The sequence below is a fragment of the Flavobacterium sp. HBTb2-11-1 genome, from assembly GCF_009826975.1.
In the GTDB taxonomy this organism is placed as follows: Bacteria; Bacteroidota; Bacteroidia; order Flavobacteriales; family Flavobacteriaceae; genus Flavobacterium.
Genome location: NZ_WUMO01000004.1, coordinates 102,076 through 124,852 on the forward strand (window position 1 = coordinate 102,076; position 22,777 = coordinate 124,852).

Genomic DNA, 22,777 nt, shown 5'->3' on the forward strand with positions numbered 1-22,777 from the left:
AAACCTAAGAATAAAGCAAAACCCACAAGATTAATTTGATTCTTGTGGGTTTTCTTTTTCTATTAATCTATCTTTTCAGAGTAAAATGTCCCCTATATTCTGTTCCGTTTATTCTAATAGCACTAAACCAATAGTCAGATGCTGGTTCCTGATTGCCAAGATAGGTGCCGTTCCATGAGGTGTTTAATGCTAATTCTTTAATTAATTTCCCGTAACGATCAAATATTCTAATAGACGAATTAGGAGCTAAATAATCTGGATCTATTGTCCAAGTGTCATTAAAACCATCACCATTTGGTGTAAAGAATTTTGGATACGGAAGTTCATTTATCAAATTAATGCAATTCTTAGAAGTTGCTTCTAAAATATTTATGGTGACTGGAATTCTATCACTTTCGCAAGTGTTTTCGGTCTGAGAAGCATAATAAGTGATTCCATTCTCGAGCAAAGTAGATTCTGATAAATTATTGGTAGAAGAAGAACTTTCATACCATTTGATATTTCGTCCATCAATTTCAATATCACTAATTTTTGCATTTTTTTGACTGCAGAATTGTTGTGGAGAATCAGCAGATGGAATTGGAATGTCTTGTATTTTTACAGTAATTGGTAGTCTTCCGCTTTCGCAGTTGTTTAAGGTTTGAGTTACATAATACGTTCCAGTATGTAATAAATCGGTTTCTTGTAATGTATTTCCATTTGTTGCAGCATCGTACCACTTTAGAGAAGATCCTACAATTTTAAGCTCTTCAATTGTTGAAAGTTCATCAATACAAAACTGTTGATTATTATTTCCTGTTGGTAAAGGCGTGTTATATACGCGAACAAGAATTGGTGTTCTGTCACTATCACAGCCAATTGTTTGCGAAGCATAATACGTTAGATTATCTTCTAAAAGAGTTGTATTTGGTAAAACAGAAGCAGAAAAACTAGTGCCAAACCATTTTATATTTTGCCCCGTTATTTGAATGTCATTAAGCGTTTTGTTTTCCTTTTTGCAAAAAGATTGCTCCGGATTTCCCAATGGAGCTGAAGGGGTATTTACGATTGAAACTGTAACTCCAAATCTTGGGCTTTCACAACTGTTTTCTGTTTGTGATGCGTAATATGTTTTTCCGTTTTGCAGATTTGTTGTTTCAGACAATAAATTACCATTTGTCAATGCATCATACCATTTTATGGAAGTTCCTGTAATTTCGATACTAGCAATCGTTGGATTTTGCCCTGTGCAAAATTGCTGATTTGTATTTCCTGTTGGAGCTAATGTATTCTGAATGTTAATCGTTACAGGAGTTCTTTCACTTTCGCAACCATTTATGGTTTGAGAGGCGTAATAATTTTTACCGTTTTCAAGTAATGTAGTGTTTGGTAAAATAGAACCGTTTGTTAGTGCATTGTACCATTTTATATTATTTCCCGTAACCTGAATGTTACTTAACGTTGCATTTTGCTGAAAGCAAAAAGTTTGAGAAGAATTTGCAGTTGGCAAAGGCTGACTTGTAATTGTAACAGTTTGATTTTGTGTAGAAGTATTTCCGTTTCCGTCATGATAATTCCAAACAATTGTATAAGTCCCAGGTAAATTGTAAGATAGAGGATTTGTAGTTGTTCCGTTAATTATTCCAGCGCAGGCGTCTGTCGCACTTGGAATCAAGGTTACTACGGTATTACAATCTCCAGTTATAATTGGTAAAGTGACAATATTAGGAATAGGAGCTTCTGTGTCTCCAATTGTAATATTAATTTTTTTGATACCATCACAACCACCAGTTCCGGTAATTAAACAGCTGTATTCTCCTGAATTAATTAACGATGCGTTTGTAATTGTTGGATTTTGGTCTGTTGATGTAAATCCGTTTGGACCAGTCCAATAATAATCAGTCCCGCCCGATGCTTTTAGTTCTAATGTTTTGTTAGTACAGACTGGTGAATTTGAAGAAATTTCAGGAGTTTTAATTAGAGGATCTTCAGAAAATTTCATTAAAAAAAAATTTTTATTGCCCAAAATATTAGATTGATAAGAACTTGCATCAGCAATGTCGTCATTGAAACTTGATAATCCAGCAACAAAAATTGCACTGTCAGTATGTAAAGCTATTTTTATAGTATTATCATTGCCAATATATGTTCCCCAAATAAAAAGACCCTCTTTAGAAAATTTACCAGTATATCCATAGTGAGTCCTAATTCGATCTGGTTTGTAAGAACATGGAGTGGTTAGTTTATAATCAGTTTTAAAATCCATATTTCCGCCTCCAATGTAAAGTGAATTATTTTGAAAGACTATAGAAGAAATGTTAATATCTCCAACGTAAGTACCCCATATTCTTTGTCCTTGAACATTTAGTTTTGCTAATAAACCTTTGTAAAGATTTGCATTTGAGTCTTCAAATGTTCCAGATGTCGTAATATTGTCACTACTATAAGTGTATCCACCGATATAAATATTTTCTTCATTATCAATTTCTACAGATTCAATATTTTCCATCGGGGAGCTACCACCATAATAACTGCCCCAAATTCTTTCTCCGTTTAAGGAAAACTTACAAACGTATCCATCTCCTAGAAAATTAGAGTTTGGTTCTTCCTGAAAAACACCAGTAGTCGCCATATTGTTTGTGCTTTTAGTAGACCCACCGGCAACTAAGTAAGAATCCTTTATTGTGATAGCATTTAAATTATCATTTCCATCCCCTCCAACATAAGTACTCCATATTAAATTTCCATTTTTATTAAATTTGGTAATAAATGCGTCTGTATTTATCCCATATGGACTTGCTGAATAACTTAATTTAGTTTGAAATTTACTGTTTATAGCGATATTTGTTTTACTGGAAGTTGTACCAACAATATAAACATTATCATTAATGTCAATATCCAATTTATTTGCATAGTCATAATCTTCACCACCAAAATAGGTTCCCCATTGCCTTACACCATTACTATTAAATTTTACTAAGAAAGCATCTGAAGATCCGTTTAAATTAGGTTGAAAAGATCCTACGGTACTAATATTTGTCTCTGATCCTGTATAGCCAGTAATTAAAACATTATTTTGTGAATCAGTTTTCACACCGTAAATATAAACGTATTGTGTACCAGCATAGTAGGTTCCCCATAGTCTATTGCCATTTTTATCAAACTTAAAAAGAATACCATTTGTAATTGAATTGACATACGGATGGTTTGTGCTTGTTTGATGTGCTCCAGAAGTAGCATAAGAAGGACTTTGAGATGTTGTAGTTCCTGAAACATAAGCATTTCCTAAAGAATCAGTCGTTAAGTCGGAAGGATACCAATTTGCTGCATCCAATCCAGTTTCATCTCCATAAAAAGTCCCCCAAAGCCTAGTCGGTACAGGGTCAATTACAATGGTTTTTCCAGTTAAAAAGTTTGCTGAACGAAATCCATAAACGTTTTTCTTTAATTTTTGATATCCAACAACAATTGCCTTTTTATGTCCTCTTTCCTCGACCCAGCTTGCAGGAAGTGTTTCTTCCATTTTTCCAAAACGAACATTCATTTGAATTTTATTATCAACCAAATTGGTTTCTGCTCCATTAAACTTTAATTGAATATCAGAGATTTTTCCTTTTGGATGAATGACAAAATTATATTCTACTGTTTTTTGTGGATCTTCGGGAATTGTAAAAACAACATCAATATTTGGATAAATATTTTTATATGTAATTTGTTTGTATTTGTAAACTTCAGTAACTCCGTCAGGCTTATTTGGTATATTATAGTAGTTATCAAAATCTCTTGATTTTTGTTCTGTAATCAATTCAACTTTAGAATTGGAGTTTACAAAGTCAATATCTATTCGATGAAAAGCATATTCTAAATTAAAATCTTCCTTTTCAGGAGTTAAATCGGGAATTGTTTTTGCTGTTATAGAACGAACAATTGGAGTCTTTTTTATTTCATAAACATCATAAGAAAATCCATTTTTCTTCAGTTGAACATTCAAGCCATTAGAATTCAATAAGTACTTTACAGCAATATTTGGTTTTCCATTTTGGTCTATAATTTGTCCTTTATTTTCTATAAAACCAATAGATTGATTCTTGTTTTGAGAGAATAACTGAACTGTAAATAATATAAAAAGCAATAGTAATTTATGTTTCATTTGTATAGTTTGACCAGTGACAAATGTAATTAAATGTTTACAATTTCAAATCAAAAAATGAAACGCTGAAAAGTCTCAAAATAACCCGTATTTTTGCAAAAAAATAATTCCCTTTTGAAAACGAAACTTTTTGTAATTACGCCGCCTTTTACCCAACTGAATACACCGTATCCGGCAACGGCGTATATAAAAGGTTTTCTGAATACCAAAAATATTGAATCGGTTCAAGCTGATTTGGGGATTGATGTGATTTTGGAATTGTTTTCGAAAAAAGGACTTATTGATTTGTTTGATGTTTCAGGTTTCAAGTTTCAAGTTTCAGGTTCTGAAATCTCAGACAATTCGAAACGTATTTTTGCTTTACAAGACGAATACATCAAAACAATCGATTCTGTAATTCAGTTTCTTCAAGGAAAAAATCCAACTTTGGCATTGCAGATTTGTCAGGAAGATTTTTTGCCAGAAGCTTCTCGTTTTGCACAATTGGAAGAACTCGATTGGGCTTTCGGAACAATGGGAACTCAAGATAAAGCTAAGCATTTGGCGACTTTATATCTTGAAGATATTTCAGATTTTATTGTTGAATGTGTCGATGAAAATTTTGGTTTCAGCCGATATGCAGAGCGCTTAGGTAGAAGTGCCAATTTTTTTGATGAATTGTATGAAGCCCTTCAGCAAGAGCCGACTTATATTGATTCGATTTTGATTTCGCTTTTGAAAGCTAAAATTGAAGAAGTAAAACCTACTTTGTTTTTAATTTCTGTGCCATTTCCTGGAAATTTGTATAGTGCATTTCGTTCTGCACAATGGGTCAAACAAAACCATCCCGAAATTAAAATTTCAATGGGTGGCGGTTTTCCAAATACAGAATTACGTTCGCTATCAGATAAACGCGTTTTTGAGTTTTTCGATTTTGTCACTTTGGATGATGGAGAAGTTCCAATTGAGGAGTTGATTTTTAATTTAGAAAATCCAAATTCCGATTCTTATAAAAGAACATTTTTATTAGAAAATGGAGAAGTGGTTTACAAAAACAATTCTTTAAAACACGATTATAAACAATCTCAAGTTGGAACTCCAGATTACTCCGATTTGCCATTGGATAAATACATTTCGGTTATTGAAATTGTAAATCCGATGCACAGGATGTGGAGCGACGGCCGTTGGAATAAACTGACAATGGCGCACGGCTGTTATTGGGGAAAATGTACTTTCTGCGATATTTCTTTAGATTATATAAAAGTTTACGAACCTGTAGCGGCAAGTCTGCTTTGTGATCGAATGGAAGAATTAATCGAACAGACAGGTCAAAACGGATTTCATTTTGTCGATGAAGCTGCACCGCCAGCTTTAATGCGTGCTTTGGCGCTTGAAATTCTGAAAAGGAAACTAGCTGTAACTTGGTGGACGAATATTCGTTTCGAAAAAAGCTTTTCAAAAGATTTATGTTTGCTGCTAAAAGCTTCTGGATGTATAGCCGTTTCAGGCGGTTTAGAAGTTGCTTCGGATCGATTATTGAAATTAATTGACAAAGGCGTAACGGTTGAACAAGTTGCCAAAGTAACACGAAATTTTACCGAAGCCGGAATTATGGTTCATGCGTATTTGATGTACGGATATCCAACTCAGACGATTCAGGAAACAGTTGATAGCCTTGAAATGGTTCGCCAATTGTTTGAAGCGGGAGTTTTACAGTCAGGATTTTGGCATCAGTTTGCTTTGACGGCTCATAGTCCAGTAGGATTATATCCAGAGCAATTTGGCGTCACTAAAAAAACGGAAGCGATTGGAACTTTTGCCAATAATGATATTGAATACACCGATGCTACTGGGATCAATCATGATAAATTCAGTTTCGGATTAAAGAAATCGCTTTTTAATTTCATGCACGGAATCTGTTTTGATTACGAATTGCAAGATTGGTTTGATTTTAAAATCCCGAAAACTAAAATCCACCCTGATTTTATTTTTAATGCCTTACAAGAACAGAAAGATTTCAATACAAAACCAAATGCAAAAGTAGTTTGGCTTGGGGGAAAACCTTCGGCAGAAGTTTTTACAAAATCAAAAAAAGGAAGAAGCTGGGAAATGATGTCGCTAACTTTTCACGATAAAAAAGAAAGTTTCAATATTCAAACCAGTAAAGAAGAAGGCGAGTGGCTAGTTTCCATTTTATCGAAAATAGCTGTTTCTGGTTCTAAAAATTATACTTTTCAAGAAGTCAAAAATGATTTTGAAACCGAATTGGAAGATTTCGAATTGTTCTGGTATTCAAAACCTATAAACACTTTGCGCGAATTTGGGCTATTGGTGCTTTAATACTCAATGCATTCTCCGTCATTCGGAATAGAAGTTTTCGTTAAAAGACCATGATCTGAAAGAGCCGTTCTTAATTGCAGTCTTGTTGTCGGGCAATGATTTAAAGCTTCTAAATGATTCGCGAGAACTTTTCCTGGAGCAAGTGTGACAAATTTCAAAATATCATCCATTCGCATTAGCAAAGGCTGACCGAAATCTAATCTCGCTGTACCGCAGGCCACAATGGAAATGTCAGGGTTCAATTGTGTTAAAACTTTTTCTACATGTTCTGTAAAAATGGTGTCTGAACTGATATAAATAGATTTTTGATCTGCCAATTCGATAAGAAAACCCATTACGTTCCCCATTAATTTGGCAACAAATCCGTAGCCATGAATAGCTGGAATTCCTGTTATTTTTCCGTCTAAAAATTTTTGGGGTTCCCAATATTCCAAAGTTTGAATTACGCTTAATCCTCTTTGTAAAAGCGCTTTTTCGTCTTTAGAACTGCAGATTACCGGAATGCTTTTTCTTCTCAAAAAAACTTCGCCAGCTTTGTCTATATGATCTGGATGCAAATGCGTAATCAAACAATGTGTTACACGGCTCAAAATGTCACGGCTATTTTTGGGTAACGCTACCAGCGGATTTCGTTTTGGCTTATATCTGAAAATAGTAAAAGGCGGAATCGTTTTTCTTTTACCTAACATTGGGTCAACTAAAATGACATGCTTTTCTGTTTCAATTACCAAAGAGGCATTTCGCAAATGATGTAATTTCATATCCAAGAAAATTAGATATTAAAAATACAAAGTTTTCTGAAAAAGTGATTACACATTTTTCTTTATTTTTAATAGAATTGTGATTTACCCAATAGAAAACCTAAATCCAATTCCGTGCAGGTTTTCAATAGAAATGCCTTGTTCGTTTGCTAAGATTTTACGTAAACGCGAAATAAAAACATCCAAACTTCTTCCCATAAAGTAGTCATCAGTTCCCCATAAAGAAGTTAGAATTTGTTCTCTTTTTAAAACTGAATTTTTATGGTCCAAGAAAAGTTTCAATAATTCGGCTTCACGCTGTGTTAAACCCACTTTTTCGTCATCATTAAAAAGAATGAAGTTTTTGGTATCGAACTGATATTTGCCAACTTCGTAAATAGTTTTTGCAGTTGGAATATTTTTCTGTGAACGCTTTAGGAAAATTTCAATTTTGAGAAGTAATTCTTCAATACTAAAAGGTTTTACCAAATAATCGTCGGCACCTAAACGAAGACCTTTAATGCGATCTTCTTTTAAAGTTTTGGCAGAAAGAAAAATAATCGGAACGTCAAGATCAATTTTTCGAACCGCTTCAGCAAGTTCAAAACCATCCATTTTTGGCATCATAATATCAAAAATGCAAATATCAAATTCTTCTTCCTCAAAAATTTTCAGCGCTGATTTTCCATCAGAACAATGAATTACCTCATAATGGTTTTGCTCCAAATTGTCTTTGGTTAAAAACGCTAAAGTTTCATCATCTTCGGCATATAGTATTTTGAAATTTCTCATTTTTTATAAGGAATTGATAAAGTTATGGTAATACCCTTTTCTTGATTATTTTCGGCTTTTATTTTCCAGTTTTGAAGACTGCAGATTTCTTTTACATAATACAAACCAAGTCCAAATCCGTTCACTTCATTGCTTTTTTCGTTCTGAACGCGGTAAAACTTATCAAAGATAAAAGATATTTTTTTAGGATTAATCCCAATTCCATTATCAATAAACTCTAATTTTAAACAGTTATTATTTTCGATAATTTTTATCGTGACTTCTGGCTTATCATTGCAGTATTTCATTGCATTATCCAGCAGATTGTACACTAAATTGGCAAAATGAAAAGTATCTGTTTCGATTAAATATTCTCTTGAAACTGTTTCAATCGCAATAGAAGCTTCAGGATATTTTAATTTGATGTTTTCTATCGCTTCTTCAATAATAGGAACAATCAATATATTTTCTTTTTTAAGTTCTAAAGGCGCATAATCTGCTTTTGCGACATTTAGAATCTTTTCGATATGTCCGTTTAGCTTATTTCCTTGATTGATGATAATGTCAGTATACGTATAGAGTTTTTTATCTTCTTTAATTGGTTTTTGTTCAATCAAATATTTGGAAGCAATTAGAATAGAAGCCAGTGGCGTTTTAAATTCGTGCGTCATATTATTGATAAAATCACGCTGCAATTCTGAATATTTTTTATGCTGCAAAAGGGTAAAAATCGAATACACATAAATCAGCAGAATGAGAATTAATGCAGTTGAAAGGATAAACCAAAAACGCATCGAACTAAAAAGATAAGTAGTTTCGTTTGGAAAACGCACGGCAAAATAATAAACCAGATTTTTGTGCTTAGGGAAATAAACGGTTTTTTTACATTCTGCTTTTTTCTTATAAAGCGAAATATAATCGCCGTAAATCATTTCGTCGCTTTGGCAGTTATACATTGCATATTCAAAATCAGTCGTAATATTCATTTTTTTGAATTCCGTTTTCAGATAAAATTCTAAAATATCAGGCTCAAATTCGTTATCGACATTTACAATGTAATAGTCATTTGCAATTTTCTGAACGGGATTCTGAACAGGCAGTTCGTGATTGGTTCCTTCATATAATTTTTTAGCCACTTCAAGTAAGGCAATATGTGCTTTCTGGCTCAGTTTTTTTTGTTCGATTGTAAAAGCCTCTTTTGTCCATAGCAATTGTGCTACCAAAATACTAATGATAGCGACTAATCCTAAGAGAATGATGCTGTTGAGTTTATTAATTTTCAAGAATAAAGAATTTTGAGAGTGTAATATTAATCAATTTTGGCCTAAAAACAGGCGGTTAACAAGTCATTAACAAACGTTTGAAACCAGTTAACAGCGACTTGAATTTGTCTGAATTACCTTTGTAATATCAAAATGAACTATAAACCATTTTAAATATATCAGTTATGAAAATGATCAAAATTTCGATGTTAGCTTTGGCTTTAGGCCTAATGTCTTTTTCAGCAATTGCTCCAGTACAATCTTTAGTTTCAGAAACTGAAATTTCAGCAACTGCAGCTTCTACAATTGTTTGGAAAGCAGAAACAATTGATGTTGGACAAATTCCGCAGGGAACTCCAAAAGCAATTGTTTACGAATTTAAAAATACAGGGAAAACGGCTGTAGTGATTACAAACGTACAAGGATCTTGCGGATGTACAGCAACAGATTATACAAAAGAGCCAATTCAGGCTGGAAAATCTGGAAAAGTTACTGCAACTTATAATGCTGCAAACAAAGGTGCTTTTACAAAAACAGTAACGGTTACCACTAGCGCAGAAACAACACCAAAAGTACTTACTCTAAAAGGTACAGTTATTTAATTAGAATTTTAATAGGTTGGTTATATGGCGAAAGCTCCAGACATGTAAATTGTTTGGAGCTTTTTATTTTTATTAACCGTTTAAACTTCAAAAAAATAAGGTTTAAGATTTATTGCCGAGTTCTTTGTTTTAATAGAATTTTTTCTACTTTTATTCCAAAATTTTGAGTTATGAAAATCTGGTATACGCCTATTATTGCTATTGTTTTTTTTGCTGTTTTTTCGTGTAATTCGAAAGCTGATAAAAAAGAGGAAAACTCGATAAAAACAGTTGAAAAAATCCCTGAATTAAAACTTACAATTGACAGTGTTCGCATTGCAAAGTTTTATGAAAATTATCCAAAACTGGATAAATTTAAGAAGGATGTAACTGCTTTATATCAAAAAAATAAGTCGACTCAATTGTGGCAGGACAATAAAGGAATTGTCGAATTTGCCAATACGTTATTCAACCAATACAAAAATTTAGATCAAGAAGGATTAAAAGCGAATTATCCTTATAATGAGCAATTAAGTTCTGTTTTTGATAATAATGCAAGCAAAAAACTTTCAAAAGAAGATACCGATTTACTGATTTCTAATTTATATTACTATTATGGTGAAAAAGTAGGCGGTTTTGACGAAAAAACAGTAGTTTCTTTAGAATGGCTTTTACCTCGAAAAAAACTGAACTACCAAGTGCTTTCAGATTCGATTTTCAAAAAATCAACCATTTTGGATGATAAGAAAAAAAAGATGTTCAGCCAATACTACAAACTGCGTGATGCTCTGAAAGAATATAGGGAAATTGAGAAAAACGGTGGATGGAAAACTATTGAAACAGGTGAAGATTATAAAAGTCTGAAAGTTGGGGATTCGTCTGCTGTTGTGGCACAAATCAGAGAAAGGCTTTTTGTTACCAAAGATATTAAAGAGGACAATAAAAGTGCTATTTGTGATACGACTTTAATCAAGGCGATGAAAAATTACGAATTGCGACATGGTTATACTCCGAAAAATACTATTCTTCTCGAGCATATAAACGATTTGAATATTCCTGTCTCAGATCGTATCAAAACGATTATTGTCAATATGGAGCGCTGCCGTTGGATTGATCCAGAATTAGAAAAAGGACAGAAATATATAGAAGTCAATATTCCTGAATTTAGATTGTATATAGTCGAAGATGGTAAGATTTCTTTTGTGTCACCAGTTGTTGTGGGAAGAGCCATGACCAAAACGGTTATTTTCAGCGGAATGATGAGCAATATTGTTTTCAGTCCGTATTGGAATGTGCCGCCAAGTATCATCAAATCGGAGATTAAACCAGGAATGGCTAGGGATAAAAATTATCTGCAAAAGAAAAATCTAGAATGGAATAATGGAGCTGTTCGTCAGCTTCCAGGTAAAAACAATTCGCTTGGTTTGGTGAAATTTTTATTCCCGAATTCAAGCAATATTTACCTGCATGATACGCCTTCAAAAAGTTTGTTTGAAAGAGAAAGCCGAGCTTTTAGCCACGGTTGCGTGCGTGTGGCAAAACCAAGAGAATTGGCCATAGAGTTGTTAAAAGTAGACCCTGCATGGACTCCCGAAAGAATTGATAAAGCAATGCATGCCGGAAAAGAAAGCTGGTATACGCTTAAGAAAAAAGTTCCAGTTTATATCGGGTATTTTACCGCTTGGGTAGATCGACAAGGCAATTTAAATTTCTATAAAGATATTTATGGAAGAGATGAAAGCATGATTAAACTCTTAACAGAAGAATAAAACTTTAAATTCTAATTTAAAATTCCAAATTCCAAAATTGGTATTAATATTAAATTCGATTTAATTAGTATAAGAAAAGTTTAGGCCACAGATTAAAAAGATTCGCACAGATTTTATAATCTTTTTAATCCTTTAATCTGTGGCAAAAAATAATTCGCGGAAATTCGTGTATTTCTTGGCGAAAAAAAAACTATTTGGACAAAACATCAACACATTTATAAAAGCGTTTGGTATAGTGTTCCGTATCAAGCGCTGTTATAGTTACTTGCTGAGCTTTTCCTGAAGAAGCATGAATAAATTTTGATTGCATTCCGTTGGCTTCACAAATTATCCCGAGGTGGCCTACAACATTTCTGTTTTTGTATCCATAAAAAACTAGAACATCTCCGACTTTAAATTCTTCTGGTTTTAGAGCTTTGCCTATATTTTTATAACCGCTTGAACTTCTTGGCAATGTCAAACCGAAATTTTTAAAAACATAACTGACAAAACCTGAGCAATCAAATCCTTTTTTGGGATTACTGCTGGCGTATACATAAGGAGTTCCTAAGTATTGTTTGGCATAATGAATTATAGAATCGCGATTAATTTCGGTTTGGGATGGATTGTTTTGAATTTGCTTTTTTTCCTTTTTTAAGTTGAAAGACGAAAAAGTGATAAAAAATAATAAAGTAATTAAGGTTAGGGCTTTCATTTTTTGCAGATTGTAAAAATATAAAACGACAAAGATAGATCTAAAATTGTTTGCTTTTTATGGTAAATGTAAGAATTGACATCTAAAACCGCTCAGATGATGGGTTTATGTGGTGTTTTTTTATTACTTTTTGACATTTTAGTATCTTTTTAGATAATCTCTTTCCAATATATTTGTGAATCGTATTTATATTTTAACAAATAAATTATGTTTCCCAAAAAAATAGCTGTTTTAATTTCGTTTTTGCTGATTTCGTCTTTTTCGAACTCGCAAATTCTAAATTCAAATAAAACTTTCTTGTATCAAGGCCGAGTTGATCAACTTCAAAATGATCAGGTAATTTTAATCGGAACGGCTTCTTCGGTTTCTTTTAATTTTACAGGAAATGAATGTTCAATTTCTCTTCAAAGTGTTGATTCTTATGAACATCATAATTATGTTCAGTTGATTTTGGATGGAAAATATATTGGAAAGATCAGAATTGAAAAAGGATCAATTCAGTCATTTCCGATCAAAGTGACTTCCAATCAAAAAGAGCATCGACTAGAAATCTACAAAAATACAGAAGCACAAAGCGGGAATATTTTGTTTGCAGGAACAACAGCAAAACTGACTTCAATTTCATTTAAAAAGAAAAAGAAAATCGAATTCATAGGAGATTCCATTACTTGTGGTGCGGCTAGCGATCCGACAGAAGTTCCTTGTGATAAAGGAGAATATATGGATCATCATAATGGTTATTATGCTTATGGGCCAACGCTTTCGAGAGCAATTGGAGCAGATTATTTAATGAGCTGTGTTTCGGGAATCGGAATGTACAGAAATTGGAATGATGAACATAAAGACGAAGCCATTATGCCAGAGGTTTATCCAAATTTATATCTCACAAAAGATGCGTCAAAGCCAAAGTACGACTTTGCTTTTCAGCCAGATATTATCAGTATTGCTTTAGGAACTAACGATTTTTCTGGTGGGGATGGCAAAAAAGAACGTTTGCCTTTTAATCCTGAAAATTATGTTTCGAATTACATCAATTTTATAAAGATGTTGTACCAACATAATCCCAACGTTCAGATTGTCATTACAAACAGTCCGATGGTTGGCGCAGAGAGAGCAGTAGTTTTTGAAGATTGTCTGAATAAAGTTAAAAACGCCTTCGCGAATGATAAATCACACAAACCAATTCAGATTTTCAAATTTAAACCCATGACTCCAAATGGCTGTAGCGGACATCCTAATGTGGCAGATCATAAGGTGTTGGCAGAAGAATATGGTTCATTTTTAAAGAAATTACTAAATGAAAAATAATATAGTTAAGTTTGTTTTCTCTCTATTGATTTCCAGTACTATGATGGCAAATGTTTCGCTTCCGAATATTTTCGGGGATAATATGGTTTTACAGCGTAACTCCGAGGTGAAAATTTGGGGTTGGGCCAATCCAAAAGAAGAAATTAAATTAATTTCAAGCTGGAATAATCAAGAATATAAAACCGTTGCCAATAATCAGGCAAAATGGGAATTGACTATTAAAACATCAGAGGCGGGCGGACCTTTTACTATTTCAATAAAAGGATATAATGAAGTGATTCTAAAAAACGTTTTGATTGGAGAAGTTTGGCTTTGCTCTGGACAATCCAATATGGAAATGTCTGTAAGTTGGGGAATTGACGACGGAGAAGAAGAAATGAAAAACGCTACCAATCCGAATATTCGCTTTTTTACCGTTCCAAAATTGACCGCTGAAAATCCGCAGAATAATTTGCTTGGGAATTGGACAGAATCGACTCCAGAAACGATGAAATATTTTAGTGCGGTGGGTTATTTTTTTGCCAAACGCCTTCGCGAAGATTTGAAAAATGTTCCAATCGGATTGATTTCTTCAAATTGGGGAGGAACTCCTGCTGAAATTTGGATGCCAGAGGGAGTGGTAAACAACGATCTGTTATTATTAGAAAATGCTAAAAAACTCAACGAACAAGAATACGGTCCAAGACAGCCTGGACGCGCCTACAATGCTATGATTTATCCAATTGTTGGATTTAAAATTGCAGGAGCGCTTTGGTATCAGGGAGAATCTAACGTGGGTTCGTTGGTTTATGACAAAACTCTCGGAGCGCTAATTGCATCTTGGAGAAAAGAATGGAAAGACGATTTTCCGTTTTATTATGTTCAGATCGCACCGTTTAAAACTGGAAAGAACAATTTTTCAAATGTAACAGTTAGAGATTCGCAAAGAAAATTACTGAAAGAAGTCTCCAAAACCGGAATGGTCGTTATCAGCGATATTTCGGATACAATTGATATTCATCCCAAAAACAAAAAATCGGTTGGCATTCGTCTAGCGAATTTGGCTTTAGCTGAAACTTATAAAACCAACAATAATTTAGTTAATGGACCACTCTTTAAATCCATTAAAATCGATAAAAACAAAGTGCTTGTTTCTTTTGACTACGGAGACGGATTGTACTTCAAAGACAAAAAATCGAATCAGTTTGAAGTTGCGGCAGCAGATGGGGTTTTCTATCCTGCAGAAGCTTCGATTAAAAACAATGAAGTGATTTTGACAAGTAAAAAAGTAGCTTCTCCAGCAAAAGTGAGATTTGCATGGGGAAATACAATTCAGTCAGATTTGTTTAATAAAGCGAATTTGCCGGCGTCTTGTTTTGCTTCTGAGTGAGTGTATTAAGAGGAAAGAAGAAAGAATATAGAAGCAAGATTTTAAATTTTTTGTCAGGCTGAGCGAAGTCGAAGCCTCGCAAAGTGAGACGCAACGTTTTGTCATCCTGAGGAACGAAGGATCACACTCGGGAGTCGACAAAGATTAGCGAAGTTCTGTATGGAGCTTCTAGTGTGATCCTTCGTTCCTCAGGATGACAAGATAATCAAAAAAGCTCTTTTGAAAACGATTTGCGTGAGGGATAGAAGTGGAAAGCCCGGAGCCTGACGAAGGAAGTGCGAGGACTTGAAACTGATAGCCCGACCCGGAGGGACACGCCAAAAAAAGAAACTTAGAATCTTAGCATCTCAGAACCTCAGAATCTTAAAGAAAAAACTAACTAAACCACACTATGAAAAACAAAAAAATAATATTTATTGGGGTATTTTCCCTGTTTACTGTTGGAAATATGAATGCACAGAAAAAGCCGTATCTGGATAAAAATAAAACTGTTGAGCAGCGAATAGATCTGCTTTTGCCGTTAATGACGCTTGAGGAAAAAGTAGGGCAAATGAATCAATATAATGGTTTTTGGGATGTTACGGGGCCTGCTCCGAAAGGTGGAACGGCAGAACTAAAATATGAACACTTAAGAAAAGGATTGGTAGGATCGATGCTTACCGTTCGTGGAGTGAAAGAAGTTCGTGCGGTTCAGAAAATTGCGGTTGAAGAAACGCGATTAGGCATTCCGTTAATTATTGGTTTTGATGTAATACATGGCTATAAAACGTTAAGCCCGATTCCGTTGGCAGAAGCAGCGAGTTGGGATTTGGAAGCGATTAAAAAGTCGGCGGCAATTGCGGCAGATGAAGCTTCGGCATCTGGAATCAACTGGACTTTTGGCCCCAATGTTGACGTTGCAAATGATGCGCGTTGGGGACGTGTGATGGAAGGTGCGGGTGAAGATCCGTATTTGGGAAGTAAAGTCGCTTATGCGCGTGTAAAAGGTTTTCAGGGCGAAACTGTTGCCGATTTGGCAAAAGTAAATACGATTGTGGCTTGTGCGAAACATTTTGCAGCTTATGGGTATGTTGAAGCAGGATTGGAATATAATATTGTAGATATTAGCAATTCAAAACTGTACAACTCGGTTTTGCCTCCTTTTAAAGCGACTGTTGATGCCGGAGTTCGTACGTTTATGAATTCCTTTAATACTTTGAACGGCGTTCCAGCAACTGGAAATGCCTTTTTGCAAAGAGATATTTTGAAAGGAAAATGGAAGTTTGACGGATTTGTGATTTCTGATTATGCTTCAATCCGCGAAATGATTGCGCACGGATATGCAAAAGACGAAGCTGATGCGACTGCAAAAGCAGTAATTGCGGGTTCTGATATGGATATGGAATCGTATTTATATGTTGCCAAATTGGTTGATTTGGTAAAATCGGGAAAAGTAAAAGAGTCTTTGGTTGATGATGCTGTTCGCAGAATTCTTCGCGTAAAATTTGAATTAGGATTATTTGACGATCCGTACAGGTATTGTGATGAAAAACGCGAAAAAGAAGTTGTTGGAAGTAAAGCCAACAATGAAGGCGTTCTGGACATGGCGAAGAAATCTATTGTTCTTTTGAAAAATGAAAAGAATTTGCTTCCGCTAAAGAAATCAGGGCAGAAAATCGCTTTAATTGGCGCTTTGGCAAATGATAAAAACAGTCCTTTGGGAAGCTGGAGAATTGCGGCTTCTGATGATACGGCAGTTTCGGTTTTAGAAGGGATGCAACAATATAAAGACAATCAGCTGACTTTTGAAAAAGGAGCTGATTTATTAAAACAAAAAGCAACTTTCTTAACTGAAACAGTTTTCAACACAACAGACAAAAGCGGATTTGAAGCGGCGAAAAAAGCAGCAAAAAATGCAGATGTTGTAGTAATGGTTTTAGGTGAATATGGTTTCCAAAGCGGTGAAGGAAGAAGTAGAACAGATTTGGACTTGCCTGGTTTGCAACAAGAATTATTAGAAGAAATATACAAAGTAAACCCGAATGTAGTTTTGGTTTTAAATAATGGTCGTCCGTTGAGTATTCCGTGGGCAGCAGAAAATGTTCCAGCAATTGTTGAGGCTTGGCATTTGGGAACTCAGGCTGGAAATGCAATTGCTCAGGTATTATACGGAGATTATAATCCGAGTGGAAAACTGCCGATGTCGTTTCCTAGAAATGTAGGTCAGGCGCCAATTTATTACAACAAATACAGTACAGGAAGACCAATTGACAGTGATAAAAACGTTTTCTGGTCGCATTATATGGACGTGGAGAAAACGCCTCAATTTCCGTTTGGTTTCGGATTGAGTTACACAAAATTTGATTATAAAAATCTAAAAGTGAATAAAGCTTCTTTTGCCAAAGGAGAAAATATTCAAGTGAGCGTTGAGGTTACGAACTCTGGAAATTATGATGGAAAAGAAGTGGTGCAATTGTACATTCATGATGAATACGCCAGTATCGTTCGCCCAATTAAAGAACTAAAAGGTTTTGAATTGGTTAATCTGAAAAAAGGAGAAACTAAAACGGTAACTTTTACATTAACAGAAAAAGAACTCGGTTTTTACAATAATGAAGGAATTTATTTAGTAGAACCAGGAACTTTCAAAATCATGGTTGGAGAAAGTTCTGATAAAGGATTGCAAAGTGGTTTTGAAATAAAAGAATAGTTTCTTTTAAGGTTCAAAGGGACAAAGTAACAAAGGGACAAAGTTTTTTAATCTCGCAAAGACGCAAAGATTTTTGAATAGCCCCTAGCTTTAGCTAGGGGAAAGATTTGCATAAGAAAAGGGCTTTAGCCAAACTGTTGCTGGTTTGGCTAAAGCCTTTTCTTAATTATTATTTTTGACATCCAGCTAAAGCTCGACGCAATTCAAACTTATATTTTAAAAATAAACTTTGCGACTCTGCGACTTTGCGAGATTAATTGACAACCGGAATAATTTTCTCTCGCAGATTTAGCGGATTTTTTATCTCCTAAATCAGCCAAATCTGCGGGAGTTTTTTGTATTTTTAAAATCTATTAAAACTCCAACTTTTAAATTAAAACAATGAAATATAACAGATGCGGTAGAAGCGGTTTATTATTGCCTGAAATTTCTTTAGGATTATGGCACAATTTCGGTTCGGTGGATAATTTTGAAAATGCTGAAAGTATTGCCATTGAAGCTTTTGATAAAGGAATTACCCACTTTGATTTAGCGAATAATTATGGACCAGTTCCTGGATCGGCTGAAGAGAATTTCGGAAAAATATTATGGCATAATTTTCAAGGAAATTTGCGTGATGAAATCGTGATTTCGACAAAAGCGGGTTATACCATGTGGAAAGGGCCTTATGGAGATTGGGGCTCGAGAAAATATTTGTTGTCCAGTTTAGACCAAAGTTTGAAACGAATGAGTATTGATTATGTCGATATTTTTTATTCACACCGCCCAGATCCTGAAACGCCAATTGAAGAAACCATGATGGCTTTAGACCACGCAGTTAGAAGCGGAAAAGCGTTGTATGTTGGAATCAGCAATTATTCTGCCGAACAGACTCGTGTTGCGGTTGATGTTTTAAAACAATTGGGAACGCCTTGTTTGATTCACCAAGCTAAATATTCCATGTTGGAACGCTGGGTAGAAAATGGTTTATTGGATGTTTTGGAAGAAAAAGGAGTAGGCTGTATTGCGTTTTCGCCTTTGGCACAAGGACTTTTAACGGATAAATATTTAAAAGGAATTCCAGAAAATTCAAGAGCGCATAATCCAAACGGGCATTTAAGAGAAGATGAGGTGACGCAGGAAAGAATTCAGAAATTAATTCAGTTGAACGAAATTGCTCAGAACAGAAATCAGTCTTTGGCGCAAATGGCTTTGGCTTGGCTTCAGAAAGACAAAAGAATTACATCGGTTTTAATTGGTGCTAGTTCTGTAAAACAATTGTGCAATAATATTGATTGTTTGCAGAATACTGAATTTTCGCATGATGAATTGAATGCGATTGAGAAGATTTTAGCGTAATAGTCAAACCTAACAGGTTTTAAAACCTGTTAGGTTTCCTAAATCATCATTTATTTTTTTAATTTCAAATTATAATCTTTCACAATTTCTAATGTTGATTTATCTCCATTAAAAACCGAATTTAAACCTTGAGGTTCTTGTGGAGGATCTGTGGTGAAAGGTTCTCCCGGATTCCATTTTCCATCTGGATGAATTGCTTTTCCTTCACCACCGTAACCCCAGAAATTGGCAGCTCTTAACGGACCGTTATTTTTAACGCTTTCGGCAACTCTTCCGAAAATATAACCGTAGAATTTATCTCTGTAAACAGAAGGAGCTCCAGCATTCAGATTTTCATTTTCTCTCGGAAGACCAAATTCTTCAATTATTATTGGACGGTTTAAGTTGTTGGCCACTTTGATGTGATCGTCAATATATTTTCCAGCATTTTCAACTGTTTTCGGGAATGTTGCTTCAGCATTATCAGCTTTAAACCAATTCCAGTTTTTAGGCCAAATATGCATCGTCAAATAATCAATATTCGGATTTTGATGTGTTCTTTCGAAGATTTCCATGCTGTCGTTTGAACTGTTTTTTCCTTCAGAACCTGTAGAAACCAAATGGTTTTTGTCTAAACTATCAATCAAATCCACAATAGAATTAAGCCATTTCGTGAATTTTGCCTCATTTTCTACCGTAAAAAGTCTTGGTTCGTTTCCAACTTGCCATGACATAATGGTGTTGTCTTCGTTGTATTTCTTTTTAGAATACGCATTTGTTCTGCCAATAATAAATTTCACATGATTATTTAAGGCTTCGATGCAAGGTTCGCAGCTGTGAAATTGTTCCGTATAAGACATAAATTGTGGCCAAGTATTCGGCGGAATATTAGGAACTGGAACCGGACCTTTGCCATTCCATTCTAAATATTGTGACATTCCGCCCGACCATTCCCAGTTGTTGGTCAAATATAAAACGGCGTACATGCCACGTTTGCTCATTTCGCTAATCAGGAAATCCAGTCCGTCCAATAAATCTTCGTCGTATTTTCCCTGTTCGTATTGCAACGCTGGGCGAACCGTGAAATCGTATTTTCCACCATCTGCTCCAACCAAAATGCGCAAATTATCGATTCCGTTTTTCTTCATTACATCCAATTCGCGCAACAGTCTTTTACGGTCTCCTATTTTCTTTGATGCTAACATGCTTCCATACCAATAATTGGTTCCAATGTAAGCGTACGGTTTATCGCCTTTATAGAACTGATTTCCTTTCACAGTAATTTTTTCCTGTGCCTGACAAGCCATTACAGTAAAAATTAAGGCTAATGAAAGTGTTTTAAAAAATCTATTTTTCATGATTTATATTTTAAGGAGCTAATCCCGCTATAAGACGTTTCGATTTGTATCTGAAATTTTAATTTTCAATTCGATGAATAAGCTCTAGACAAGCTCGACTATTATGATATGGACATTTCCAGAATCCAGCTTTGTCTTTTTGCATTACAGTATAATCTTTGTAAACTCCCCAAAACCATTCTCCGTTTTGTGGGTCTATGATGTGTTTTTTTATGAATTTCCAATTTCTGTAAACAATGTCCAAATAGTCCTCTTTTCGGGTCAATTGATACGCATTGTAAAAACCTATTAAAGCTTCGGCTTGCGGCCACCAATGCTTTTCAGCAATTAATTCGCCTTTTTCAGGATCAAATTCGTACCATAAACCGCCATCAGCATCTAAACCTTCTTTGGTTACTTCTGCAATTTGAATGGCATTTTTTTTATAGTTTTCAATCAAAGTTTCGTTTCCTGAAATTTCGGCGCATTGTTGCAAAAGCCAAGCTGCTTCAATATCATGTCCATACGAAATGACATCTGGTTTTTCTTTCCAGTTTTCATCAAAAAACAAATGCAAATGTCCTGTTTCGGTATTGATGAAATGCTTTTCGATGGTTTCTAATAGTTCGATAATCGTCGCCAGCAATTTCTCGTCTTTCCAAACTTTGTATAAATTCGCATACGCTTCAATAATATGAAGATGCGTATTCATGGTTTTCTTTTCGTTGGCATCTTTTGCGCTTAAACGCAAATCTTCGATGGGTTGCCAATCTCTAGTAAAAGCTTCAAAATAACCTTTGTTTACAGGATCGTAACTATGTTTCTCGATTTTTAGATATAAATTTTTAGCTATTTCTAAGGCTTCTTCTTCTTTCGAAATGCTGTAATATTCAGATAATCCGTAAATCGCAAAAGCTAAAGCATAAATCTGGTTTTTGGTGTCTTTTGGAGTTTTATCCTCATTTATACTCCAAAAAAGACCTCCAAATTGTGTGTCATAAAAATAAGCCGAAAGAAACTCAAATGCTCTGGCAGCCAGTTTTTTGTGGTTTTGTTTTTTTGTGGTTTTGTAACTGGCAGAAAACGTCCAAAGGATTCTGGCATTTAAAACCGAACCTTTTTCTGAATGGGCAAGGAGTTGATCATTAAAATCAATTTGACCAACAAAACCTCCATTTTCTTCATCTACAGTTCGTTGAGACCAATAGTTTAGGATGGAATCCAGTTCTGCCGTTAGTTCTGATTTTAAAAGCTTGAGTTGTAATGACACGGTATCTTAGATTGCGTTATTTTTTTCGATTTGATTAATGATAGTTTGTACTGAACCAGCAGAAACAAAAGTATCAGCAGGTGTATTTACAGCATAATCTACTAATTTGTCTACTGTTGAAACCGCCACGTGCATTCTCGTATCCGATGAAGCGTAATAAACGTAAACCGTTCCATCTTCATCTTCAATCCATCCGTTAGAGAATAAAACATTCGAAACGTCGCCCACTCTTTCAATTCCTTCAGGTCCCATAAAATGTCCAGCCGGAACGTGTATTACTTTCGAAATATCATTCAAATCAGTCATAAACATATACAAAGTATAACGCAATCCTGCAGCAGTATTACGAACTCCGTGCGCTAAATGCAGCCATCCTTTTGAAGTTTTGATTGGCGCTGGTCCCAAACCATTTTTCAGCTCGTAAATGGTATGATATTGTTTTCCGAAAATGATTTTTTCGTCTTTAACAACTGGATTTTTCATGTCTTCAACATACCCTAAACCGATTCCGCCGCCTGAACCCACATCAATAAAACCATCTTGCGGACGTGTATATAAAGCATATTTTCCGTTTACAAATTCTGGGTGCAAGACAACATTACGCTGCTGTCCAGTATTTGAAATCAAATCAGGCAATCTTTCCCAGTTTATTAAATCTTTAGATCGAACAATTCCTGCATTGGCAACAGCCGAACTTGTATCTCCTTTTGGAGCATTTGGGTCTTTTCTTTCAGTGCAGAAAATTCCATATACGTAACCATCTTCGTGATTGATTAGACGCATATCGTATACATTTGTATCTGGATCTTCTGTCTGTGGAATCACACAAGGTTTGTCCCAAAATTTGAAATTGTCGATCCCGTTTGGACTTTCGGCAATGGCAAAAAATGATTTTCTGTCGATTCCTTCAACACGAACGGCCAAAAGATATTTTCCATTCCATTTCATTGCTCCAGCGTTGAAAGCTGCATTGATGCCGATTCTTTCCTGCAAAAACGGATTTGTTTTTTCGTTAAAATCAAAACGCCAGTTTAACGGAATGTGAGCAGCGGTAACGACAGGATTTTTGTAACGGTCATAAATGCCATTTCCAACAATTGCCTGCGGCTCGTTTTTTTGTTCAATAAGTGTTTTATGTTCTTTTTCTAATGCCGATTTTCTTTCTTGAAAATGGACTGAAGATGTTATTGTTGTCATAAATTGATTTCTTTGTCTTTGGTTT

The 22,777-nt window shown here is 34.8% G+C and carries 15 protein-coding genes; 7 read left to right on the forward strand and 8 right to left on the reverse strand.

Features of this window, described 5'->3' with window-relative positions; all coding sequences use genetic code 11:
• Positions 1-67: 67 nt before the first annotated feature.
• Entirely contained in the window at positions 68-4,129 is a 4,062-nt protein-coding gene (locus GR162_RS09920) for a T9SS type B sorting domain-containing protein (RefSeq protein ID WP_160782022.1), read from the reverse strand.
• A gap of 114 nt (positions 4,130-4,243) precedes the next feature.
• Between GR162_RS09920 and GR162_RS09925 the strand changes: the two genes are divergently transcribed.
• Positions 4,244-6,448 (forward strand): radical SAM protein, encoded by a 2,205-nt coding sequence (locus tag GR162_RS09925; protein WP_160782023.1) that lies wholly within the window; start codon positions 4,244-4,246, stop codon positions 6,446-6,448.
• On the opposite strand, the gene GR162_RS09930 is transcribed toward GR162_RS09925, so the two are convergent.
• The 3 genes from GR162_RS09930 to GR162_RS09940 all read right to left on the reverse strand — a co-directional run bounded on the left by GR162_RS09930 (position 6,445) and on the right by GR162_RS09940 (position 9,242).
• Complete coding sequence (locus GR162_RS09930; RefSeq protein ID WP_160782024.1) at positions 6,445-7,209, reverse strand: MBL fold metallo-hydrolase; 765 nt, start codon at positions 7,207-7,209, stop codon at positions 6,445-6,447. The two genes, GR162_RS09925 and GR162_RS09930, sit on opposite strands and share 4 nt — an antisense overlap.
• Positions 7,210-7,293: 84 nt before the next feature.
• Complete coding sequence (locus GR162_RS09935) at positions 7,294-7,980, reverse strand: response regulator transcription factor (RefSeq protein ID WP_008468109.1); 687 nt, start codon at positions 7,978-7,980, stop codon at positions 7,294-7,296.
• On the reverse strand, positions 7,977-9,242 hold the full coding sequence (locus GR162_RS09940; protein WP_066033801.1) for a sensor histidine kinase KdpD: 1,266 nt from the start codon (positions 9,240-9,242) through the stop codon (positions 7,977-7,979). Before GR162_RS09940 ends, GR162_RS09935 begins: the two co-directional genes overlap by 4 nt.
• A gap of 164 nt (positions 9,243-9,406) precedes the next feature.
• On the opposite strand from GR162_RS09940, the gene GR162_RS09945 reads away from it, so the two are divergent.
• Together GR162_RS09945 and GR162_RS09950 are read left to right on the forward strand one after the other, a co-directional pair.
• Positions 9,407-9,823, forward strand: a complete 417-nt coding sequence (locus tag GR162_RS09945) for a DUF1573 domain-containing protein (protein ID WP_035691979.1) — start codon at positions 9,407-9,409, stop codon at positions 9,821-9,823.
• Positions 9,824-9,993: 170 nt separating this feature from the next.
• A complete protein-coding gene (locus tag GR162_RS09950; RefSeq protein ID WP_160782025.1) occupies positions 9,994-11,571 on the forward strand; it encodes a murein L,D-transpeptidase in 1,578 nt (525 codons plus the stop codon).
• Between the two features lie 190 nt (positions 11,572-11,761).
• Here the strand turns inward: GR162_RS09950 and GR162_RS09955 are convergent, their stop codons facing one another.
• On the reverse strand, positions 11,762-12,265 hold the full coding sequence (locus GR162_RS09955; protein WP_160782026.1) for a C40 family peptidase: 504 nt from the start codon (positions 12,263-12,265) through the stop codon (positions 11,762-11,764).
• A gap of 207 nt (positions 12,266-12,472) precedes the next feature.
• Here GR162_RS09955 and GR162_RS09960 point away from each other — a divergent pair, with 207 nt between their 5' ends.
• The 4 genes from GR162_RS09960 (at position 12,473) to mgrA (ending at position 18,969) form a co-directional block, all read left to right on the forward strand.
• Complete coding sequence (locus tag GR162_RS09960; RefSeq protein ID WP_160782027.1) at positions 12,473-13,573, forward strand: SGNH/GDSL hydrolase family protein; 1,101 nt, start codon at positions 12,473-12,475, stop codon at positions 13,571-13,573.
• A complete protein-coding gene (locus tag GR162_RS09965; protein ID WP_160782028.1) occupies positions 13,563-14,942 on the forward strand; it encodes a sialate O-acetylesterase in 1,380 nt (459 codons plus the stop codon). The genes GR162_RS09960 and GR162_RS09965 overlap by 11 nt, the downstream gene beginning before the upstream one ends.
• Before the next feature lie 391 nt (positions 14,943-15,333).
• Positions 15,334-17,631: a beta-glucosidase BglX gene (gene bglX / locus GR162_RS09970; protein WP_160782029.1), complete on the forward strand. Its 2,298-nt coding sequence runs from the start codon at positions 15,334-15,336 to the stop codon at positions 17,629-17,631.
• Positions 17,632-18,012: 381 nt separating this feature from the next.
• A complete protein-coding gene (mgrA, locus tag GR162_RS09975; RefSeq protein WP_160782030.1) occupies positions 18,013-18,969 on the forward strand; it encodes an L-glyceraldehyde 3-phosphate reductase in 957 nt (318 codons plus the stop codon).
• 50 nt (positions 18,970-19,019) lie between these two features.
• Here the strand turns inward: mgrA and GR162_RS09980 are convergent, their stop codons facing one another.
• From GR162_RS09980 to GR162_RS09990, 3 genes are read right to left on the reverse strand one after another with little or no spacing between them, the layout of a single operon-like run.
• Positions 19,020-20,306 (reverse strand): cellulase family glycosylhydrolase, encoded by a 1,287-nt coding sequence (locus GR162_RS09980; protein WP_160782031.1) that lies wholly within the window; start codon positions 20,304-20,306, stop codon positions 19,020-19,022.
• Positions 20,307-20,364: 58 nt separating this feature from the next.
• The gene (locus tag GR162_RS09985; RefSeq protein ID WP_160782032.1) at positions 20,365-21,555 is read right to left on the reverse strand and encodes an AGE family epimerase/isomerase; all 1,191 of its coding nucleotides are present in this window, start codon (positions 21,553-21,555) and stop codon (positions 20,365-20,367) included.
• 6 nt (positions 21,556-21,561) lie between these two features.
• Positions 21,562-22,752: a glycosidase gene (locus GR162_RS09990; RefSeq protein ID WP_160782033.1), complete on the reverse strand. Its 1,191-nt coding sequence runs from the start codon at positions 22,750-22,752 to the stop codon at positions 21,562-21,564.
• Between the last annotated feature and the right edge of the window lie 25 nt (positions 22,753-22,777).

Coding starts and splice junctions, on each gene's coding strand:
- GR162_RS09930 (WP_160782024.1), bottom strand. CDS start 7,209: ATGAAATTACATCATTTGCGAAATGCCTCTTTGGTAATTGAAACAGAA.
- bglX (WP_160782029.1), top strand. CDS start 15,334: ATGAAAAACAAAAAAATAATATTTATTGGGGTATTTTCCCTGTTTACT.
- GR162_RS09935 (WP_008468109.1), bottom strand. CDS start 7,980: ATGAGAAATTTCAAAATACTATATGCCGAAGATGATGAAACTTTAGCG.
- GR162_RS09945 (WP_035691979.1), top strand. CDS start 9,407: ATGAAAATGATCAAAATTTCGATGTTAGCTTTGGCTTTAGGCCTAATG.
- GR162_RS09990 (WP_160782033.1), bottom strand. CDS start 22,752: ATGACAACAATAACATCTTCAGTCCATTTTCAAGAAAGAAAATCGGCA.
- GR162_RS09960 (WP_160782027.1), top strand. CDS start 12,473: ATGTTTCCCAAAAAAATAGCTGTTTTAATTTCGTTTTTGCTGATTTCG.
- mgrA (WP_160782030.1), top strand. CDS start 18,013: ATGAAATATAACAGATGCGGTAGAAGCGGTTTATTATTGCCTGAAATT.
- GR162_RS09950 (WP_160782025.1), top strand. CDS start 9,994: ATGAAAATCTGGTATACGCCTATTATTGCTATTGTTTTTTTTGCTGTT.
- GR162_RS09980 (WP_160782031.1), bottom strand. CDS start 20,306: ATGAAAAATAGATTTTTTAAAACACTTTCATTAGCCTTAATTTTTACT.
- GR162_RS09965 (WP_160782028.1), top strand. CDS start 13,563: ATGAAAAATAATATAGTTAAGTTTGTTTTCTCTCTATTGATTTCCAGT.
- GR162_RS09955 (WP_160782026.1), bottom strand. CDS start 12,265: ATGAAAGCCCTAACCTTAATTACTTTATTATTTTTTATCACTTTTTCG.
- GR162_RS09920 (WP_160782022.1), bottom strand. CDS start 4,129: ATGAAACATAAATTACTATTGCTTTTTATATTATTTACAGTTCAGTTA.